This window comes from Frateuria defendens (assembly GCF_001182895.1).
Taxonomy (GTDB): Bacteria; Pseudomonadota; Gammaproteobacteria; order Xanthomonadales; family Rhodanobacteraceae; genus Frateuria_B; species Frateuria_B defendens.
The window spans coordinates 1-16,830 of record NZ_LFQR01000155.1; the positions used below are offsets into that span (position 1 = coordinate 1).

19 protein-coding genes are annotated in these 16,830 nt (G+C 71.4%); 9 read left to right on the plus strand and 10 right to left on the minus strand.

The features are described from left to right. From ACH65_RS20865 to ACH65_RS16950, 4 genes are all read right to left on the minus strand, one after another. A partial coding sequence (locus ACH65_RS20865) for a hypothetical protein (RefSeq protein WP_237561554.1) occupies positions 1-210 on the minus strand: 210 nt, incomplete at its 3' end. Positions 211-236: 26 nt separating this feature from the next. Next, complete coding sequence (locus ACH65_RS20035) at positions 237-1,172, minus strand: hypothetical protein (protein WP_153242653.1); 936 nt, start codon at positions 1,170-1,172, stop codon at positions 237-239. Positions 1,173-1,295: 123 nt separating this feature from the next. After that, positions 1,296-2,480 (minus strand): MFS transporter, encoded by a 1,185-nt coding sequence (locus ACH65_RS16945; RefSeq protein WP_202594237.1) that lies wholly within the window; start codon positions 2,478-2,480, stop codon positions 1,296-1,298. 294 nt (positions 2,481-2,774) lie between these two features. Beyond that, positions 2,775-3,416 (minus strand): TMEM175 family protein, encoded by a 642-nt coding sequence (locus ACH65_RS16950; protein WP_049623811.1) that lies wholly within the window; start codon positions 3,414-3,416, stop codon positions 2,775-2,777. A 298-nt stretch (positions 3,417-3,714) separates the two neighbouring features. On the opposite strand from ACH65_RS16950, the gene ACH65_RS16955 reads away from it, so the two are divergent. Further along, positions 3,715-4,491, plus strand: coding sequence for a ferredoxin--NADP reductase (locus ACH65_RS16955; RefSeq protein WP_049623812.1), 777 nt, complete (start codon positions 3,715-3,717; stop codon positions 4,489-4,491). Between the two features lie 152 nt (positions 4,492-4,643). On the opposite strand, the gene ACH65_RS16960 is transcribed toward ACH65_RS16955, so the two are convergent. Beyond that, complete coding sequence (locus ACH65_RS16960; protein WP_049623813.1) at positions 4,644-4,829, minus strand: 4-oxalocrotonate tautomerase; 186 nt, start codon at positions 4,827-4,829, stop codon at positions 4,644-4,646. 117 nt (positions 4,830-4,946) lie between these two features. Here ACH65_RS16960 and ACH65_RS16965 point away from each other — a divergent pair, with 117 nt between their 5' ends. Continuing rightward, positions 4,947-5,846, plus strand: coding sequence for a LysR family transcriptional regulator (locus tag ACH65_RS16965; RefSeq protein WP_049623814.1), 900 nt, complete (start codon positions 4,947-4,949; stop codon positions 5,844-5,846). 156 nt (positions 5,847-6,002) lie between these two features. Here ACH65_RS16965 and ACH65_RS16970 read toward each other — a convergent pair whose 3' ends face one another. Beyond that, positions 6,003-6,638, minus strand: coding sequence for an RIO1 family regulatory kinase/ATPase domain-containing protein (locus tag ACH65_RS16970; RefSeq protein ID WP_049623815.1), 636 nt, complete (start codon positions 6,636-6,638; stop codon positions 6,003-6,005). Between the two features lie 132 nt (positions 6,639-6,770). Here ACH65_RS16970 and ACH65_RS16975 point away from each other — a divergent pair, with 132 nt between their 5' ends. Beyond that, a complete protein-coding gene (locus ACH65_RS16975) occupies positions 6,771-7,253 on the plus strand; it encodes a DUF456 domain-containing protein (protein WP_049623816.1) in 483 nt (160 codons plus the stop codon). Positions 7,254-7,419: 166 nt separating this feature from the next. Here ACH65_RS16975 and trhA read toward each other — a convergent pair whose 3' ends face one another. Continuing rightward, positions 7,420-8,091, minus strand: coding sequence for a PAQR family membrane homeostasis protein TrhA (gene trhA, locus ACH65_RS16980; RefSeq protein ID WP_049623817.1), 672 nt, complete (start codon positions 8,089-8,091; stop codon positions 7,420-7,422). Positions 8,092-8,563: 472 nt separating this feature from the next. On the opposite strand from trhA, the gene ACH65_RS16985 reads away from it, so the two are divergent. Next, positions 8,564-9,232: an energy transducer TonB gene (locus tag ACH65_RS16985; RefSeq protein WP_049623818.1), complete on the plus strand. Its 669-nt coding sequence runs from the start codon at positions 8,564-8,566 to the stop codon at positions 9,230-9,232. A gap of 68 nt (positions 9,233-9,300) precedes the next feature. On the opposite strand, the gene ACH65_RS16990 is transcribed toward ACH65_RS16985, so the two are convergent. Continuing rightward, on the minus strand, positions 9,301-9,588 hold the full coding sequence (locus ACH65_RS16990; RefSeq protein ID WP_049623819.1) for a hypothetical protein: 288 nt from the start codon (positions 9,586-9,588) through the stop codon (positions 9,301-9,303). A 228-nt stretch (positions 9,589-9,816) separates the two neighbouring features. On the opposite strand from ACH65_RS16990, the gene ACH65_RS16995 reads away from it, so the two are divergent. The 5 genes from ACH65_RS16995 (at position 9,817) to ACH65_RS17015 (ending at position 14,585) form a co-directional block, all read left to right on the plus strand. Beyond that, positions 9,817-10,371 carry a cupin domain-containing protein gene (locus ACH65_RS16995; RefSeq protein WP_237561555.1) on the plus strand — a complete coding sequence of 185 codons (555 nt, stop codon included), beginning with the start codon at positions 9,817-9,819 and terminating at the stop codon, positions 10,369-10,371. A 38-nt stretch (positions 10,372-10,409) separates the two neighbouring features. Then, entirely contained in the window at positions 10,410-11,777 is a 1,368-nt protein-coding gene (locus ACH65_RS17000; RefSeq protein WP_049623821.1) for an FAD/NAD(P)-binding protein, read from the plus strand. 55 nt (positions 11,778-11,832) lie between these two features. Continuing rightward, on the plus strand, positions 11,833-13,257 hold the full coding sequence (cls, locus tag ACH65_RS17005; RefSeq protein ID WP_049623822.1) for a cardiolipin synthase: 1,425 nt from the start codon (positions 11,833-11,835) through the stop codon (positions 13,255-13,257). Between the two features lie 65 nt (positions 13,258-13,322). Beyond that, positions 13,323-13,799 (plus strand): GNAT family N-acetyltransferase, encoded by a 477-nt coding sequence (locus ACH65_RS17010; RefSeq protein ID WP_049623823.1) that lies wholly within the window; start codon positions 13,323-13,325, stop codon positions 13,797-13,799. Between the two features lie 48 nt (positions 13,800-13,847). Further along, positions 13,848-14,585 carry a carboxylesterase family protein gene (locus ACH65_RS17015; protein WP_049623824.1) on the plus strand — a complete coding sequence of 246 codons (738 nt, stop codon included), beginning with the start codon at positions 13,848-13,850 and terminating at the stop codon, positions 14,583-14,585. A 228-nt stretch (positions 14,586-14,813) separates the two neighbouring features. On the opposite strand, the gene ACH65_RS17020 is transcribed toward ACH65_RS17015, so the two are convergent. Together ACH65_RS17020 and ACH65_RS17025 are read right to left on the minus strand one after the other, a co-directional pair. Next, complete coding sequence (locus ACH65_RS17020) at positions 14,814-16,016, minus strand: MFS transporter (RefSeq protein ID WP_049623825.1); 1,203 nt, start codon at positions 16,014-16,016, stop codon at positions 14,814-14,816. Positions 16,017-16,061: 45 nt separating this feature from the next. After that, positions 16,062-16,454 carry a hypothetical protein gene (locus ACH65_RS17025; RefSeq protein WP_049623826.1) on the minus strand — a complete coding sequence of 131 codons (393 nt, stop codon included), beginning with the start codon at positions 16,452-16,454 and terminating at the stop codon, positions 16,062-16,064. Positions 16,455-16,830 lie beyond the last annotated feature (376 nt).

Consider the following 16,830-nt stretch of genomic DNA (forward strand, 5'->3'; position numbering starts at 1 on the left):
GCTTAAGTTGAGAGCATTGCGGAATGTCCCCGCTTCGATGGGCGGACGCATCGATGTTTCGCCGTCTCGGTGAACATAGCCTGCAAACGAAAGGTCATAAGCGACGTTGCGCCCGCGTAGGCTACCTTCGGAGGCCACGCCCACTGCGAAGTAGATCGTTGCCCTGAGTTCGTTTTCGGTCAGTGTTGCGGGTCGCAGTTGTGCATTCACGGTGGTGCCTCCTGGCGCGCGTTGCGTTATTGCTGTTCCTTAATGTCGATGATCCGAATGCTTCGCACGGTTCCAGCCGGCGACAAGTCCTTGCTGTTCAACCGGATTGCCTTGCTGCCTGTAACAATGAGAGTCGTATTATCCTCAAGGTCTACCGCCTGTGTCGGGAGGGTAACCCAGCAGTTCCTTTGACCGTCGTAGTCCGCAATGATTTTCGTGACCGGCTTGAACCCCGGCTCAGTGTCCTGCCGCAAGGACGCGCGTGTTCGAGCAACGTAGGCGGCTTCCTCGCAGATGGACTGCCCACCGAACAGATGGCGCACGTCTACGGGCGTGTTGGTGGGTACGCCGCCGGCCATTACGGTCTCCTGCTTGAACAGGAGGTCACCCAGCACGACCTCATGGCCCCTGCCTTCCCGATCCCACCAACCGCCATAAACCGCAGACTGGTCGGTACCTACTCCGTAAGACACTCCCGGGGTGGATGCATATCGATTCCCGCCACGGTCCGTGAAGCTGTAGACCAACCATTTGCCCGGCTCAGTCAAATTGCCCGGCTCAGTCAAATCAGCCTGAACATCTGCCACACGCTCGCCCGAAAAGAATTCCAGGGCATGCGCCGTGCCGTTTACAGGCGATGACACCAGCCAGAGCTTCCACGGCTTGCTACGGTGTTCAAAGATGACTTCTGCCGTCGGGAATTCACGTTCTGCGACGGTCGTCGCCGGCCAATTGCTATTGGGCCGGATAGGCGTGGCCGTCTTCGTGCGCCGATCAAGACCATCAGCATCAGGCGGGGTCGCGCACGCTCCTACTCCAACGACCAGCGACATCCCCAAGAGCAAAGTCGTGAGGCCCTTCCTGCAGCGGATGCGTACGCAGATGTCGACTACCGACCGGAACTGCTGGCGGTGATGGCCAAGGCAGTTCCTCAACAAATTGAAAGGATCCGAGTTTTTCATGATGACGCTTCCTTGCTAGTCCACCAACGACTTGGCCCAAGGTGTTCCGACATCAAAGGCGGGTCAACAGCGCCCCCTCGCCTCGTTTGCCGCCGACCTGCGCGGCGCAGCGGCGGATCCGGATCAACCGGCGTAGCCGGCCACCTGCACGCGCCGCCCCAGCAGCGCCGAGTACAGCACCACCGCCAGCGCCAGCACCGAGACGCCGGCGCCGAGCAGCGGCAGGTCGGTCAGCGGCAGGCCGTTGCCGATCACCAGGCCGCCAAGCCACGCGCCAGTGGCGTTGCCGAGGTTGAAGGCGCCCTGGTTGAGGGTGGAGGCGAGGTTGGGCGCCTCGCTGGCCTGGTCCAGCACGTACACCTGCGCGGCCGGCACCACCGCGAAAGAAACCACGCCCCAGACGAACAGCGTGACCAGCGTGGCGGCCTGGAAATGGCTGGTGTAGGCGAACAGCAGCATCACCAGCGCGATCGCCGCGAACAGGCCGGCCATCGCCCGCATCAGCCGCCAGTCGGCGAGCCGCCCGCCGAGCAGCCCGCCCACCGTGATGCCGCCGCCGAACAGCAGCAGCACCCAGCTCTCCGCCGAGGCGGCGAAGCCGGTGACCTCGCGCAGAATGTAGGCGATGTAGGTGAATACGGCGAACATACTCACCGAGGCCAGCGTGCTGATCAGCAACGCCATCTGCACCCGCAGCCCGAGCAGCGAGCGGAACTCGCGCAACAGCTTGCCGGCAGCCGGCAGGGGCAGCCGGCGAGGCAACCACAGCTGCAGCGCCAGCAGGGCCAGCAGACCGATCGCCGCCACCGCCCAGAACGTGGTGCGCCAGCCGGCCCATTGCCCCAGGGCGGTACCGAAGGGCACGCCGAGCACGTTGGCCAGGGTGAGCCCGGTGAACATCACCGCCACCGCCTGCGCGCGCTTCTCGCGCGGCACCAGGTCGGCCGCCACCACCGCGCCGATGCCGAAGAAGGCCGCGTGGCAGAACGCCGTGACCACCCGCGCGCCCATCAGCAGCGCGTAGCTGGGCGCCAGCGCGCACAACACGTTGCCGGCGATGAACATGCCCACCAGGCTGAGCAGCGCGCGCCGCCGCGGCCAGCGCGCGGTCAGCACGGCCAGCACCGGCGCGCCGGCCGCCACGCCAAGCGCGTAGCCGGACACCAGCATGCCGGCGGCCTGTGCCGTCACGTGCAGATCGGCCGCCACCTCCGGCAGCAGGCCCATGATCACGAACTCGGTGGTGCCGATGCCGAACGCGGCCGCGGCCAGGGCGAACAGCGGCAGGTACATGGAAGTCTTGGACATGCGAAATCGCCAAAGGTCCGCCATGGGAAACATGCCGGACCACATCGAGGTATGAGGATTACTGGGACCAGGGCCGCGCCAGCCCGTGGCGCACAGGTTAAAACGATCCACGCCGGATTTCAGCGCCTCGATGGCGACGACTCATCCGGCCATCAGTTTCAGTTGGCGGCGCCGCGTTCGTGCGGCGCCCGCGCGCGGGCCGGAGGCCGGGGGCCGAGAGAATCGCCGACGGGGCGCACGCGGGCCAGCGCCCCACTCGATCGAGACCGGCCCACGCCGCGCGCGAGGGGTGCCTCAGTCGCTCCGGGCAACCGGCTTCATGGAGCGCTCGAGCCGCCACTTCGCCACCAGCAGCAGCACGGCGAACACGGTGATCAGCAGCGCCACGGCCTTGCCCTTCGCCTCGTAGCACGCGCCGGCCGCCACGATCAGCGGCGCGGCCACCGTTTCCAGCAACCAGGCCAGGGCCTGGCGCGGCGGCACGTCGGGGGCGAGCCGGGCGAAGAAGGCGGCGTAGGCCCACAGCACCGCCAGGCAGCCGAAGGTCGCCGCGACGGCGGCGGCGTAGATCGGGAACGCCGAGGCCGACTCGGTCTCGGTCAGCACGAAGCGAATCACCACCGGCATCAGCGCCACCAGGCTGAGCAGCAGCAGGTTGATCGCCGTGCCGGGGCCGTCGATGTCGCGCAGGTGCGCCACGATGCGGCGATGGCTGGCCCAGATCGCGCCGATCAGCACGAAGCTCAGGAAATACACCAGCAGCGGCGTCGACCACGCTTGCCACAGCGTCTGCCCCGGCTGCGGCTCGGGCTTGATCTCGATCGCCGACAGCGTGATGGCGATGGCGAAGATGCCGTCCGACAGCATCACCAGCCGCTCCAGATGCCGCCGCCCCACTTCCCGGCTCTCGACCGGATCCCGCCCCCGCTCGCCCATGCGTCCCCCCCCTGCGCGGTTGATGCCAACGGCATCCGCGGCGGATTGCCGCAGGCCTTCTATCTTGCCCGAATTCCGCGCCGGCCAAGGAAGAGCTAAGGTGGCATGCATCGCGCCGCCCGAGCAGCCGCCGGCCGGATCGCGTACCCTATGCGCCTGCCGCCGCGCCCGACGCGGCGCTCGCAAGGCGCAGAGGCACGCCGCCCTCCCCCAGCGAGACCCGCCACCGGCTTCCTCCCGTAGCGCCGGTGCGCGACCGGCATGCGAACTCCGCGGCATTCTTCGAGACGAAACGACCATGGTGGCATTGGCGACCGAGCACGTGATCGACGTGCAGCACTGGAACGACAGCCTGTTCTCCTTCCGCACCACGCGCGACCCGGGCTTCCGCTTCGACAGCGGCCAGTTCGTGATGATCGGCCTCACCGTCAACGGCCGCCCGCTGATGCGCGCCTACTCCATCGCCAGCGCGAGCTGGGAGGAGCACCTGGAGTTCTTCTCGATCAAGGTGCCCGACGGCCCGCTCACCTCGCGCCTGCAGCACTTAAAGCCCGGCGACGCGCTCACCGTGAGCCGCAAGCCCACCGGCACGCTGGTGCTCACGGATCTCAAGCCCGGCAGGCACCTCTACCTGCTGGGCACCGGCACGGGCCTCGCGCCCTTCCTCAGCATCATCCGCGATCCGGACGTGTACGAGCGCTTCGACAAGATCGTGCTGGCCCACGGCGTGCGCCACGTCGACGACCTCGCCTACGCCGACTACTTGCAGAACGAGCTGCCGCAGCACGAGTACCTGGGCGAGCTGGTGCGCGAGAAGCTGATCTACTACCCCACCGTGACCCGCGAGCCGTTCCGCCACCGCGGCCGCATCACCGACGCCATCGCCGACGGCCTGATGAGCGAGGCCACCGGCCTGCCGCCGCTCAACCCGGAGACCGACCGCGTGATGCTGTGCGGCAGCCCGGCGATGCTGGACGACCTGTGCGTGCTGCTCGACGGCCGCGGCTTCCAGGCCTCCCCGCGCACGCGCGAGCCGGGCGACTACGTGATCGAGCGGGCCTTCGTCGATAAGTGACGACCCCCGCCGGACCGCCCCATGCGGCCCGGCGGCAGCGCCTCTCCGGCCGCCCGGTACATGCGCTCGACGCTGTCCATGTCGGTGAGGTCCACCGTGACGTCGTCGCCGCTGCGCCCCGCGCGGACGAGTTCGTGCCCATCGTCGCCCCCTCAGCCGTCCGAACGCAGCGTGCCGCCGCTGGCCCAGGCGTCCTTGGGCACTTCGCGGATCACGATCTCCACGCTTTCCGGCGGGCAGGCCAGCGTTTCGGCGGTGACGCGGGTGGTCTCGCGGACGAAGGCGCGCTTCTGGTCGAGCGTGCGGCCGGGATGCATGTCCAGGTACAGGGTAGGCATGGTCGATCCTCCAGTGGGCCGGCCCGGATGGGCCGTGTGCGTGGAGTCTCATCCCGAACCATTGGCTGATAAACATGCAATGATTTGATCCATTGGCAACCCAATGGTTCGCAATCCATGGACAAGCTCGCCGGCATGGCGATGTTCGTGCGGGTGGTGGAGCGCGGCAGTTTCAGCGCCGCGGCCGAGGCCGCCGGGGTGTCCGCCACCATGGCCGGCAAGCACGTGCGCGGGCTCGAGGAACGGCTGGGCGCGCGCCTGCTGCACCGGACCACCCGCCGCCAGCAGCTCACCGAGGTCGGCCGCCTCTACTACGAGCGCTGCAAGCAGGTGCTGGCCGACATCGAGCTGGCCGAGGCCAGCGCCCACGAACTGCAGGCGATGCCGCGCGGCCTGCTGCGCCTCACCGCGCCGCTCAGCTTCGGCAGCCGGCGGCTGGTGCCGGCGCTGACCGAATACCTGGCGCGGCACCCGCAGGTGAGCATCGACCTGCGCCTGGACAACCGCGTCTACGACTTGGTGGACGAGGGCTTCGAGCTGGCGATCCGCATCGGCCCGCTCGACGACCCCGCGCTGGTGGCGCGCCCGCTGCGACCCTACCGCATGCTGCTGGCCGCCTCGCCCGCCTACCTGGCCCGGCACGCTACGCCGCGCCGGCCGGAGGACCTGGCCGGCCACGCCTGCCTGGGCCTGTCGAACTGGCGCCGCCGCGACCGCTGGCGCTTGCTCGGGCCCGACGGCGAGCGCGAGGTGGCCGTGCACGGGCGGCTGTCGGTGGACAACGGCGACGCGCTGCGTGTCGCCGCCCTGGCGGACGCCGGCATCGTGCTGCAGCCGGAGGTGCTGCTCGCCGACGACCTCGCCGCCGGCCGGCTGGTCCAGGTGCTGCCCGAATGGGCGCCGCCGGCCACGCCGATGCACCTGCTGTACGCGCCGGACCGCCGGCCCACCGCCAAGCTGCGCAGCGTGATCGACTTCCTGCTGGAACGGTTCGGGGCCGGGCAGGCCGGGGACTGAGGGCCTCTGCGATTTCCCTGCAAGATTTGCCGCCCGGGTGGGAGCGCGCCTTGCGCGCGGCCGGGGTGCTACGGCGTTGCCGCGGCGCAGGCTTGTCGCGACACAAGGCACCACAGGGGTGCAGAGAGGCGTGCCAAGCGGGGAATCGGGCGAGGGTTAGTTCCTCACCCTGCCCTGCCCCTCGTTGTCCCAGTAGCCGAAGATCCGCCGCGCGACCAGCTTGTACAGCCGCTTGAAGGTGGCGCGCCACAGGCGCGCATGCGGTGCCGGGGTGGAGAGGATCGCGCGCTGGCGGGCGCTCAGCGCCTCGGGGCAGTAGGTGCGCTTGTGCTTGAGCAGGTGGCGCAGGTCTTCGCGGGCGAGCAGGCGGAACAGTGCGCCGCGGCGGCCGCGGGTCCAGGCGATCTGGAAATCCACCAGGGCGGGACGGCCGTCCTCGCGCACCAGCCAGTTCGGCTCCTTCGCCAGGTCGTTGTGCACGATGCCGCGCCGGTGCAGCGCGGCCAGCAGGCGCAGGGCGTCGCGGTAGTAGGCGCGCCCTCGCGGCTGCGCCTGCTGCATCGGCAGGCCGGCGATGTAGCCGCGCAGCAGTTCGCGGCCGTTCCAGCCGAGCAGCGCCGGCACGCCGTCGAGGCCGTCGAGCTTCGCCAGCGCGCGCGCCTCGCGGGCGGCGGCGCGGCGCGCGAAGGCGCGCGCCCACCAGCGCGCGGCGCCCACGTCGCGGCGCACGACGCGCACGCCGTCACGTTCGGCAAGTTCGATCCGGCCCAGTTCGTCGGCCTTGAGCAGCATTCGTCCACCCGTCGATCACATCGGCGAGGCACGCGGCAGGGTTACACTCGCCCGGCCCGCGGCCGGGCCCCATTGTGACCGACCGCGGCCATGCGCGGCACCCCGGCCCACCGAACGGACAACGATGCGACCATGGACATCGCGCTCTACCTGCTCGCCGCCATCCTGATCGTCACCGGTCTGGCCGGGGCGATCCTGCCCGTGCTGCCCGGCATCCCGATGATCTTCGGCGGCATCTGGCTGGCCGCGGCGGTGGACGACTACCGCCACCTCGGCCTCGGCTGGCTGCTGGCGATCGGCGCGCTGGGCGCGCTCGGGGTGATCGTGGATTTCGTGGCCGCCACGCTGGGCGCACGGCGCATCGGCGCCAGCCGGATGGCGCTGTGGGGCGCCAGCCTGGGCACCCTGGTAGGCATGTTCTTCGGCCTGCCGGGCCTGGTGTTCGGCCCGTTCGCGGGGGCGCTGGTCGGCGAGCTGGCCTCCGGCACCAGCGTGCTGCGCTCCACCCACGTGGGCGTGGGTACCTGGCTGGGGCTGCTCTGCGGCACCCTGCTCAAGCTGGTGATCTCCTGCGTGATGGTGGGCCTGTTCGGGCTGGCGCTGCTGGTCGGCTGAGCGCCGCGGCGATTGCCTCGGAGCCTGCTCACGAACTCGTCCGCCAACACGATCTGCCGCAGGAGCGCGCCTGCGCGCGACCAGTCTGCGCAGCGGTTAACGCCATGACGTCATGGTCGCGCGCAAGCGCGCTCCAGCAACCTCGGGGGAGCGCGTGAACGGGCTCTCAGGCCGGATCGGGCAGCACGTACAGCAGCACCGCGAGGTAGTGCAGCACGCTGCCGGCCAGCACGAAACCGTGCCACACGGCGTGGTGGAACGGCAGCCGCCGGCACAGGTAGAACGGCACCCCCAGCGTGTAGGTGACGCCGCCGGCGATCAGCAGCGCGAGGCCGCCGCTGTCGAGGTGCGCGCTGAGCGGCTTGAACGCCACCAGCGCGACCCAGCCCATCGCCACGTAGAGCACCACCGCCAGCGTGCGGCTGCGGATACGGTGCAGCAGGCCCAGCTCCAGCGCGCTGCCGGCCACCGCCAGCGCCCAGATGGTGCCGAACAGGCCCCAGCCCCAGGCGCCCGGCAGCGCGATCAGGGTGAAAGGCGTATAGGTGCCGGCGATCAGCAGGAAGATCGCGATATGGTCGAGCTTGCGCAGCACCCGCCGCGGCAGCTCGCCGGGGATGGCGTGGTAGAGCGTGGAGGCCGTGTAGAGCAGGATCAGCGTGGTGCCGAACACCGCGCTCGCCACCACCGCCCGCGCGTCGCCGTAGAGCGAGGCGAACGCCACCAGCGTGGCCAGCCCGGCGATGCTGAGCACGATGCCGACGCCGTGGATCAGCGTGCTGGCCAACTCGTCGGCAAAGGCATAGCGCGGCACCAGCGCACCGGACTGGACGGACATCGGCGACTCCCGGAATCAAGTCGGATACAAGACGTTTTGCCTAACCTTACCCGGCAGGCATCGATTTGCCTACGCTCGCGTATGGATCATGCCGCGGTGCACCATATCCGGTATGGCGGCGGGGCCCTCACGTTGCGGCGGCGCCCGACCGCCGCAGGCCAACGAGAGACGGCGGCGGAGTTCCGGCATCCACCCGGCCGCGGAGCACGGCAAAAACAACGACTCGCTCACCACCATTGCACGATGCCCTAACGGCCCAGCCCCGACAGTGCGAACGCGGATGCCCCTCATCCCCCTCGCATCCGCTCTCCCGCCCCGCCTCTCCGCGGGGCTTTTTTGTGCCCCCGTTTGGACGACTGGACGGCCGCTTGCGCCGGCGACGGCCGGCGACATAGGCTGGTGGCGCGCCGCAGCATTCCCCGCCCCCGCCGGCGGCGCCACAACCCGCCACGTCGCAGTCAGGAGGTCGCCCATGTCGTCCACAAGCCTGGCCGTTTCCCGCGCGCATCCCGATGCGGTGCGCATCGCCGCCTTCAGCGCGGCGCTCGCCCTCAACCTCGCCGTCCTGCTGGCCGCCCTGCGGCCGATGGCATGGCCCGCGCTCGATGCGTCCCGCCCCGATCCGGCGCTGCCGGTCCGCTTCATCGCCCCGGTCGCGCCGCCACCGCCCGCACCGCCGGTGCCCGTGGTGAAGCCGCTGCCGCACGCCGCGCCCCGGCCCGTGCAGGTGCGGACGCCTCCGCCGGTGGCGCCGCCCAGCGTGCCAACCGAGGAGGGCCGTCTCGCCACGCCGCCGGCCGCAGTCCCCACGCCCACGCCGCCTGCCGTTGCGCCGACCGCTGTCGCCCCGCCTGAGCCACCGGCACAAGCCAGCCTCGCCTACCGCTCGGCGCCGCTGAGCTTTCCCTCGATCGCGGTGCGCCAGCACATGCACGGCACCGTGCTGCTGCGCGTACTGGTGGACGAGGAAGGCAAGCCGGTCGAGGTGGTGATCGAGCAGAGCAGCGGCTACGCCGTGCTCGATCGCAGCGCGCGCGAGCAGGTGCTGGCCTCGTGGCGGTTCGAGCCGGCCACTGTGCAGGGCCGCCCGGCCCGCGCCTGGGCGCGCGTGCCGGTGAGCTTCGCGTTGCGCGAGCAATAAAGCCTGGCGTCCCGGCGCGGCAGCGGCCGCGCCGGGTTTCTTTCGACGAACGTTCTTGGACGAATGCTTCAGTGTGCCGCGGCGGCGTGCGCCGGGCCGCGCGCCGCGCGCGCGATCGCCCACACCAGCGCCGCCAGCAACAGCACCGGCAGCCACAGCGGCAGCAGCACGAGCAGCACCAGCGGCGCGGCGATCAGCAGCGCCACGCCGCCGAGCACCAGCCCGAACAGCCCGCTCACCAGCCCGAACAGCCCGCCGATCAGGGCGAACGCCAGCTTGAACGCCAGCCCGACCACCGCGGCGGCCAGCCACAGGCCGCCCACCAGCAACGCGATTCCCACCATCAGCTCGATCATCGCCGCCTCCTCGACGCGCCGCCCCGCCAGCGCGGGAACCTGCCTTGGATGCCGCCCGCGCCATCGAAGGTTTGGCCGGCGGCGCAGGTCCATTCTGCGCCCCGCCGCCGTGGCGGCCATGGCACGGAAGTCATGCTTCCGGGTTACGCCTCTTTAACGACGGGCATGGTCCACTGGCCGCCGTTTCAGGGCTCCACAAGGTCACGCATGCGATCATCCAGGCATTGCTTGAAGGCGCTACGTGAGATCGTGCTCGCGCACGACTTCGACGAGCATCCGGATCTGGCCACGCTGGCCCGCGAGCTCGGCGCCATCGCCCACCGCGACCGCGGGCGGCTCGCCACCGAGCTGGAACCGCTGCGCCGTACCAACCGCTTCGAACGCTGGCAGCTCGGCCCGCGCCTGGCCTCGGGCGCCAGCCTGCTGGTGATGGCCTGGCCGGCCAACCACGCCACGCCGATCCACGACCACGCCGGCCTGTGGGGCCTGGAGCTGGCCCTGCTCGGCGCGCTCGAAGTGGAGTCCTGGGCGCGCGACCCGCACACCGGCTCGCTGCGCCAGCTGGGCCGCGACTGGCTCGGCCCCGGCGACGCCACCTGGTTCGACACCGGCGACCCGGGCCTGCACCGCTGCCGCAATCTCTCGCGCCAGGAAACCGCGCTGACCCTGCACGTCTACGGCGGCGACCTGTCGGAGTACTTCGCCTACGAACAGGAAGCGCAGGGCGAGCGCTGGCAGATGCTGCCGCAGCGCGCCGCGATTGCGGGCCGGCTGCCGGGTTGAGTTAACCTGCCCGGCGGTTTCATTTCAGCGGGAATCCCATGTTCCGACGAGTCGCCATCATCGGCGGCGGCGCCGCGGCCGCGGCGTTGCTCAGCGAATTGATCGATCGCGCGCCGGCCACCACGCCGTTGCACGTGGACTGGTACACCGGCGGTGGCCGCCCCGGCCGCGGCGTGGCCTACGGCACCGATTCGCCGCGGCACCTGCTCAACGTGCGCGCCGCCTCGATGGGCATGTTCACCGGCAAGCCGCTCGGCTTCCTCGACTACGCACAGCGGCAGAACCCCGACGTCGCCGGCACCGACTTCCTGCCGCGCCGCCTCTACGGCGACTACCTCGAGTCCGAAGTGCGGCGCGCGCTGGCGCAGGCGCAGGCACGCGACCACGACGTGCGCGTGCTGCCGTTCGCCGCCGACGCGCTGGTGCCCGAGCCGGGCGGCGTCACCGTGCTGCAGGGCGAGGAAAGCCGCCGCGCCGACGCCGCGGTGCTCGCACTCGGCACGCTGCCGAACCAGCCGCTGGCCGGCGTCGAGCCGGCGCTGCTGGAGGATCGCTACGTGATCGACCCGTGGGCGCTGCTGGCCCGCGGCGACGACGCCACGCCGCCGCGCCAGGTGGCGCTGATCGGCCTGGGCCTCACCGCCGTGGACGTGCTGCTCGAACTGGCGGCGCGCTGGCCGCAGACCCGCTTCGTGGCCCTGTCGCGCCACGGCCGGCTGCCCGAGCCGCACCTGCCGGCCGCCTCCGCGCCCGCCGACGACGGCGGTGCGCTGGTCGAGGCGATGCGCGACAAGGCCGAGGTGCGCCACTGGACGCACCTGCTGCGCGACGCCTGCGCGGCCAGCCGCGACTGGCGCACGGTGATCGACAGCCTGCGCCCGCACACGCCCGGCCTGTGGGCCGGCCTGGTGCCCGAGGAGCGCGCCCGCTTCCTACGCCACGCGCGCTGGGCATGGGAGCGCGTGCGCCACCGGCTGCCCCCGGCGGTGGCCGAGGCGATGGCGGAGCTCGAACACAGCGGCCGCCTGCAACGCCTGCGCGGCCGCATGCGCGCGGTGCGGCGCGCCGGCGACGGCGTGCAGCTGGACCTCGAACTGCCGCACGGGTCGTCCGCGCGCGCGCTGGAGGCGGACCTGGCGATCCAGGCCATCGGCCTGGACACCGACGCGCGCCGCACCCACCATCCGCTGGTGCGCCAGCTGGTCACCAACGGCCACGTGCTGCCCGAGCCGCTGGGCCAGGGCCTGGCCGCCGAGGACGACGGCCGCCTGCATCACGGCGGCGGCGTGTGGCCCCACGTGTACGCCATCGGCAGCCTGCTGCGCGGCGCGCTGTGGGAATCGACCGCGATGCCGGAGATCCGCCAGCAGGCGCGCGGCGTCGCCGAGCGGCTGCTGGCCGGCTGAGCCCGCGCGCCGGATCAGGCAAGATACCGCGGGCCCGACCACCACGGACCCGCGCATGCTCACCAGCCTGATCGCTCTGGCCGCCCTGTCGCTGCACGCCGCCGGCCTGTTCGCGGCGATGCACGCGGTGATGCACACGCGCACCCCGCAGGGCGCCCTGGCCTGGGCGCTGGGCCTGGTGCTGGTGCCCTACTTCACCCTGGTGCCGTACCTGTTCCTCGGCGCCAGCCGCTTCCACGGCTACGTGCACCTCAAGCGGCTGCGCCACCGCACGCGCGAGCGGCAGGCCGCCGCGCACGACTGGCCCGAGCGCGGCACCTACCTGCAACGGCACGCGCCGCTGCCGAGCTGCTCGCGCTACGCGGCGATCGGCAACATGCTGGGCGCGCACTTCCACGGCGGCCACCGGCTGCGCCTGCTGGTGGACGGCGCGGCCACCTTCGAGGCCATCCTCGGCGCCATCGCCGGCGCCGAACACTACGTGCTGGTGCAGTTCTTCATCTTCCACGACGACGCGCTCGGCCGGCGCGTGCAGCAGGCGCTGCTCGAGCGCGCCGCCGCCGGCGTGGCGGTATGCGTGCTCTACGACGGCATCGGCAGCCATGACCTGCCCCGCCATTACGTCGAGGCGCTGCGCGCGGGCGGCGTGCGCATCCATCCGTTCGCCACGCGGCGCTGGCGCAACCGCTTCCAGCTCAACTTCCGCAACCACCGCAAGGTCGTGGTGGTGGACGGCTGGCGCGGCTTCGTGGGCGGCCTCAACGTGGGCGACGAATACCTCGGCAGCCGGCCGCCGCTGTCGCCGTGGCGCGACACCCACCTGGAACTGCAGGGCCCGGGCGTGGCCGACCTGCAGCAGAGCTTCGCAGTGGACTGGTACTGGGTCACCGGCGAGCGCCCGCCGTTCCGCCCCCCGCGCGAGGGCGCGGGCGAGGCCAGCACGCTGATCGCCGCCACCGGCCCGGCCGACCTGCAGGAGAGCGCCTCGCTGCTGTTCGTCACCGCCATCCACGCCGCGCGCGAGCGGCTGTGGCTGACCACGCCCTACTTCGTGCCCGACCAGGCGGTGATGGCCGCGCTGCAACTGGCGGTGCTGCGCGGCGTGGACGTGCGCGTGCTGCTGCCCGCGCGGCCCGACCACCGCACCGTGTTCCTCGCCTCCACCCTGCACGCCTACGACGCGGTGCGCGCCGGCATCCGCGTGTTCCGCTACCGGCCCGGCTTCCTGCACCAGAAGGTGCTGCTGGCGGACCACGACACCGCCATGGTCGGCAGCATGAACCTCGACAACCGCTCCTTCCGCCTCAACTTCGAGATCGCCGCGTTCAGCGTGGAACGCGCCTTCGCCGCCGAGGTGGCGGCTATGCTCGAGGCGGACTTCGCCCTCGCCGACCCCGTCGGCCGCGACGAATACCGCGGCGCGCCCTACCTCAAGCGCCTGGCCATGCACGTGGCGAGACTGTTCGGGCCGATCCTCTGACGGGCGCCCCGCCGCCGGCCGGGCCAACGCCCGGCGGCGTGAGGATCCCCCGAGGAGACCTGCGCATGTCCACGACGACATTGAGCTTCCGCTTCGCCGCCCGCGCCGACATCGACCTGCTGGTCGACATGGTGCGCCGCTTCCACGCCGAGGACCGCCTCGCCTTCGACGAAACGCGCCTGCGCCGCGGCCTCGGCGCACTGCTGGCCGATCCGTCCCAGGGCGAGGTACTGCTGTGGCTCGACGCCGGCGAGGCGGTGGCCGGCTACGCCGTGCTGACCTGGGGCTTCAGCCTCGAACAGGACGGGCGCTTCCTGCTGCTGGACGAGTTGTACCTGGAGCCGGCGACACGCGGCCGCGGCTGGGGCAGGCAGGCGCTGGCGCTGCTCGAGCGGCGCGCCGAGCAATTGGGCGCGACGCGGCTGCGCCTGGAGGTCACCCACCACAATGCCCACGCCAAGGCGCTCTACCTGCAGGCGGGCTATGCCGACGAGCGGCGCGACCTGCTGGCGCGCACGCTGCCCGCCGCCGCTTGCCAATAGCGCGCCGGCGACGTCAACCGGGCGGATGTCCCACGACCGGCGCCGCCCATGTCCCGTCTCCTGTTTTCGCTCCTGCTGATGACCGCCGCCCTCGCCGGCCACGCCGCCCCGCGCTTCGTCGAGCGCCAGGCCGTGGTGGACGGCAAGACCTACCGCTACCAGGTTTTCGTTCCGGACGGCTGGACGGCCAAACGCGAGTGGCCTACGGCACTGTTCCTGCACGGCAGCGGCGAGCGCGGCACGGACAACCGCAAGCAGCTCGGCCAGGGCCTGCCGCCGTGGCTGCGCGAGCACGGCCAGGGCTTCCCCGCCGTGGTGGTGATGCCACAGGCGCCGGAAGGCGCCTACTGGACCCGCGCCGCCGAGCGTGCCGCGCTCGGGCAGAGCGTGCGCGAATTCCACGGCGACCGCCGCCGGCTCTACCTCACCGGGCTGTCGATGGGCGGCTACGGCGGCTGGCAGCTCGCGGTCGACCACCCCGGCCTGTTCGCCGCCGCCGCGATCATCGCCAGCGCCGTCACCACGGTGAGCGACGAGCCCGCGCTGCGGGTCGAGGGCATTCCCCCCGGCGAAGCCGATCCCTGCGCCTGGGTGGCGCGCCACGTCGGCACGCTGCCGGTGTGGATCTTCCACGGCGAGGACGACACTGTGGTGCCGCCCGCCGAGGCCCGGCGCGTGGCCGATGTGCTGCGGGCGCTGGGCCGCGAGGTCCGCTACACCGCCTACCCGGGCGTCAACCACGGCTCGTGGGTGCCCGCCTACGCCACGCCGGAACTCTGGCCGTGAATGTTCGCGCACGCGCTGCCCACGCCGGCCGCCCTGCCCTGACTCTCAGAGCCTGTTCAAAGTCTTGCCGTTGACGCGGCCTGACGCCTCCCCCTGCTTGCAGCTGCTTGCAGGGGGAGGCTGGGAGGGGGTGAACTCTGGCCTCGAGGCAAGGGTTGCCCCCTCCCCAACCCTCCCCTGCACGCAGGGGAGGGTGCAGGTAGGAGAGACTTGAACAGGCTCTGAGAGTCAGGCCGCGACGGCGGCGCGCCCCTGCCGCGCGTACAGCGCCACGGTGAGCAGCGCCGCCAGCAGCGCCAGCCCCGCCGCCACGCCGAACAGCGAGGCGTAGCGGCCGCCGCCGGCGATCCAGCCGCCGAGCGGACCGATCGCCGCCAGCGCCACGTCGATGAACACCGAGTAGGCGGCCAGCGCGGCGCCGCGGTTGCTCACGCTCACCCGGTTCACCGCCTCCACGCCGAGCGCGGGGAAGATCAGCGAGAAGCCCAGCCCGGTCATCGCCGCGCCGAGCGTGGCGATGCCGAGGCCACGGGCGCTGGCCAGCAGCACCAACCCGCCGCTCTCGATCAGCAGCGAAGCCAGCGCCACGCGGTAGCCGCCGTAGCGGCCGATGGCGCCGGCGAACAGCAAGCGCATACCCACGAAGCACAGGCCGAACACGCTGAGCGCGAAGGCCGCGTGGCTCCAGCCCACGCTGGCGTAGTACAGGGTGATGAAGGTGGCGATCACGCCGAAGCCGATTCCGCCCAGCGCGAGGCCCAGCCCCTGCGGCGTGACGCGGCCGAACACGTGCCGCATCGGCAGCCGCTCGCCCACCTCCACTTTCACGTCGGCACGCCGCCAGGCCAGGGCCAGCGCGCCCAGCATCAGCAGCACGCCGGCGCCGCCGATCGCGGCGAAGCCCAGCCGTCCGGCCAGCAGCACGCCCAGCGGCGCGCCGATCGCCAGCGCGCTGTAGGTGGCCACGCCGCTCCAGGAGATCACCTTCGCCGTGTTGAGCGCGCCGACCTGGCCAATGCCCCAGATGATGCAGCCGGTGCCCACGCAGCTCTCGCCCACGCCCAGTACCAGCCGCCCCAGCAGCACGGTAGCGAGCGAAGCCGCCGGCCACGCGCGCAACCACGCGGCGAGGAACAGCAGCAGCGCGCTGGCGCCGGTGGCGGTGAGACCGACCAGCACCGCCCGCTTCGGCCCCTCCACGTCCGACATGCGCCCGGCCAGGCCGCGGCTGAACAGCGTGGCCACGTACTGCGTGCTGATCGCCAGCCCCGCCAGCACCGGCCCGTAGTGCAGGCCATCGTGCACGAAGGCGGGCAGCACGGCCATCTGCAGGCCGATCACCAGGTAGGTGAGGAAATTGAAACAGACCACCCGCACGATGCGCAGGGTCAGCGGCGCGCCGCGCGGCTCGTCCATGGCTAGGCTGTTCATGCGGACTACGGGGGAATAGCGGAGGGGGAACGCCGGAGGCGCCCGCTATTTTCGCAGACTCGCCAGCCGCGCGCGCCAATGCCCGGTAAACAGCTCCCAGCCCAGGTACACGCCCACCACCGCGCCGATCAGCGCGAACATCACGCGCGTACCGAGGCTGTCCGGGTCGTGCACCGAGGCCAGCCGCAGTTGCAGGGTCTGGATCGACTCCACCGGCACGAAGTTGAGGTAGCACAGGTCCCACACGTCGCCGCCGCCGCCCAGCAGCACCGCCAGCAGGAAGGCCCAGCTGATCTCCACCGCCACGTGCTTGCGTCCGCTGTCGCGCCCCAGCCGGTGGAGCAGGCCGAACAGCGCGAAACCGAGCACGGCCACGATCGCGCCCGCCTGCAGCGCGCCGACCATGCCGTAGCCCATCCACGACTTGTCGAAAAACACGGACGTTTCCTCACACGCGCTCGGCACTCCACGCATTATGCCCGCGCGCCGGGCTGATGGATCGCGTGGACTCGCGGTCCGCACCGGGCAGGCCACGCAGCGGGCCTCGGAAGCTGTCCACGGTCTTGTCGCCGGCGCGGCTGGGGCCGTGGAGCGGGGCTCGCGGCAGGCACCTGTGCGCTGGAATGCAGCGACTCCGCTCTTGCTCGTCGCTCTTGCTCGTCGTTCCGGCGCAGGCCGGAGGTGCTTCACGACCGCGAGGTCGCCCAGCGCCGCGTGGCTGGGTTGAATCGAGGGCTTATCGCGATCGGGCCGGCCGTTGGCCGGGGGTTTCGCTCATCTGCCGATGAGCGAGTTACTTCTCTTTGTTTGCCCA

What these genes read in the sequence shown, in the direction of transcription:
- ACH65_RS20035 (WP_153242653.1), bottom strand. Translation starts at nt 1,172, where the DNA reads ATGAAAAACTCGGATCCTTTCAATTTGTTGAGGAACTGCCTTGGCCAT.
- ACH65_RS16945 (WP_202594237.1), bottom strand. Translation starts at nt 2,480, where the DNA reads ATGTCCAAGACTTCCATGTACCTGCCGCTGTTCGCCCTGGCCGCGGCC.
- ACH65_RS16950 (WP_049623811.1), bottom strand. Translation starts at nt 3,416, where the DNA reads ATGGGCGAGCGGGGGCGGGATCCGGTCGAGAGCCGGGAAGTGGGGCGG.
- ACH65_RS16955 (WP_049623812.1), top strand. Translation starts at nt 3,715, where the DNA reads ATGGTGGCATTGGCGACCGAGCACGTGATCGACGTGCAGCACTGGAAC.
- ACH65_RS16960 (WP_049623813.1), bottom strand. Translation starts at nt 4,829, where the DNA reads ATGCCTACCCTGTACCTGGACATGCATCCCGGCCGCACGCTCGACCAG.
- ACH65_RS16965 (WP_049623814.1), top strand. Translation starts at nt 4,947, where the DNA reads ATGGACAAGCTCGCCGGCATGGCGATGTTCGTGCGGGTGGTGGAGCGC.
- ACH65_RS16970 (WP_049623815.1), bottom strand. Translation starts at nt 6,638, where the DNA reads ATGCTGCTCAAGGCCGACGAACTGGGCCGGATCGAACTTGCCGAACGT.
- ACH65_RS16975 (WP_049623816.1), top strand. Translation starts at nt 6,771, where the DNA reads ATGGACATCGCGCTCTACCTGCTCGCCGCCATCCTGATCGTCACCGGT.
- trhA (WP_049623817.1), bottom strand. Translation starts at nt 8,091, where the DNA reads ATGTCCGTCCAGTCCGGTGCGCTGGTGCCGCGCTATGCCTTTGCCGAC.
- ACH65_RS16985 (WP_049623818.1), top strand. Translation starts at nt 8,564, where the DNA reads ATGTCGTCCACAAGCCTGGCCGTTTCCCGCGCGCATCCCGATGCGGTG.
- ACH65_RS16990 (WP_049623819.1), bottom strand. Translation starts at nt 9,588, where the DNA reads ATGATCGAGCTGATGGTGGGAATCGCGTTGCTGGTGGGCGGCCTGTGG.
- ACH65_RS17000 (WP_049623821.1), top strand. Translation starts at nt 10,410, where the DNA reads ATGTTCCGACGAGTCGCCATCATCGGCGGCGGCGCCGCGGCCGCGGCG.
- cls (WP_049623822.1), top strand. Translation starts at nt 11,833, where the DNA reads ATGCTCACCAGCCTGATCGCTCTGGCCGCCCTGTCGCTGCACGCCGCC.
- ACH65_RS17010 (WP_049623823.1), top strand. Translation starts at nt 13,323, where the DNA reads ATGTCCACGACGACATTGAGCTTCCGCTTCGCCGCCCGCGCCGACATC.
- ACH65_RS17015 (WP_049623824.1), top strand. Translation starts at nt 13,848, where the DNA reads ATGTCCCGTCTCCTGTTTTCGCTCCTGCTGATGACCGCCGCCCTCGCC.
- ACH65_RS17020 (WP_049623825.1), bottom strand. Translation starts at nt 16,016, where the DNA reads ATGAACAGCCTAGCCATGGACGAGCCGCGCGGCGCGCCGCTGACCCTG.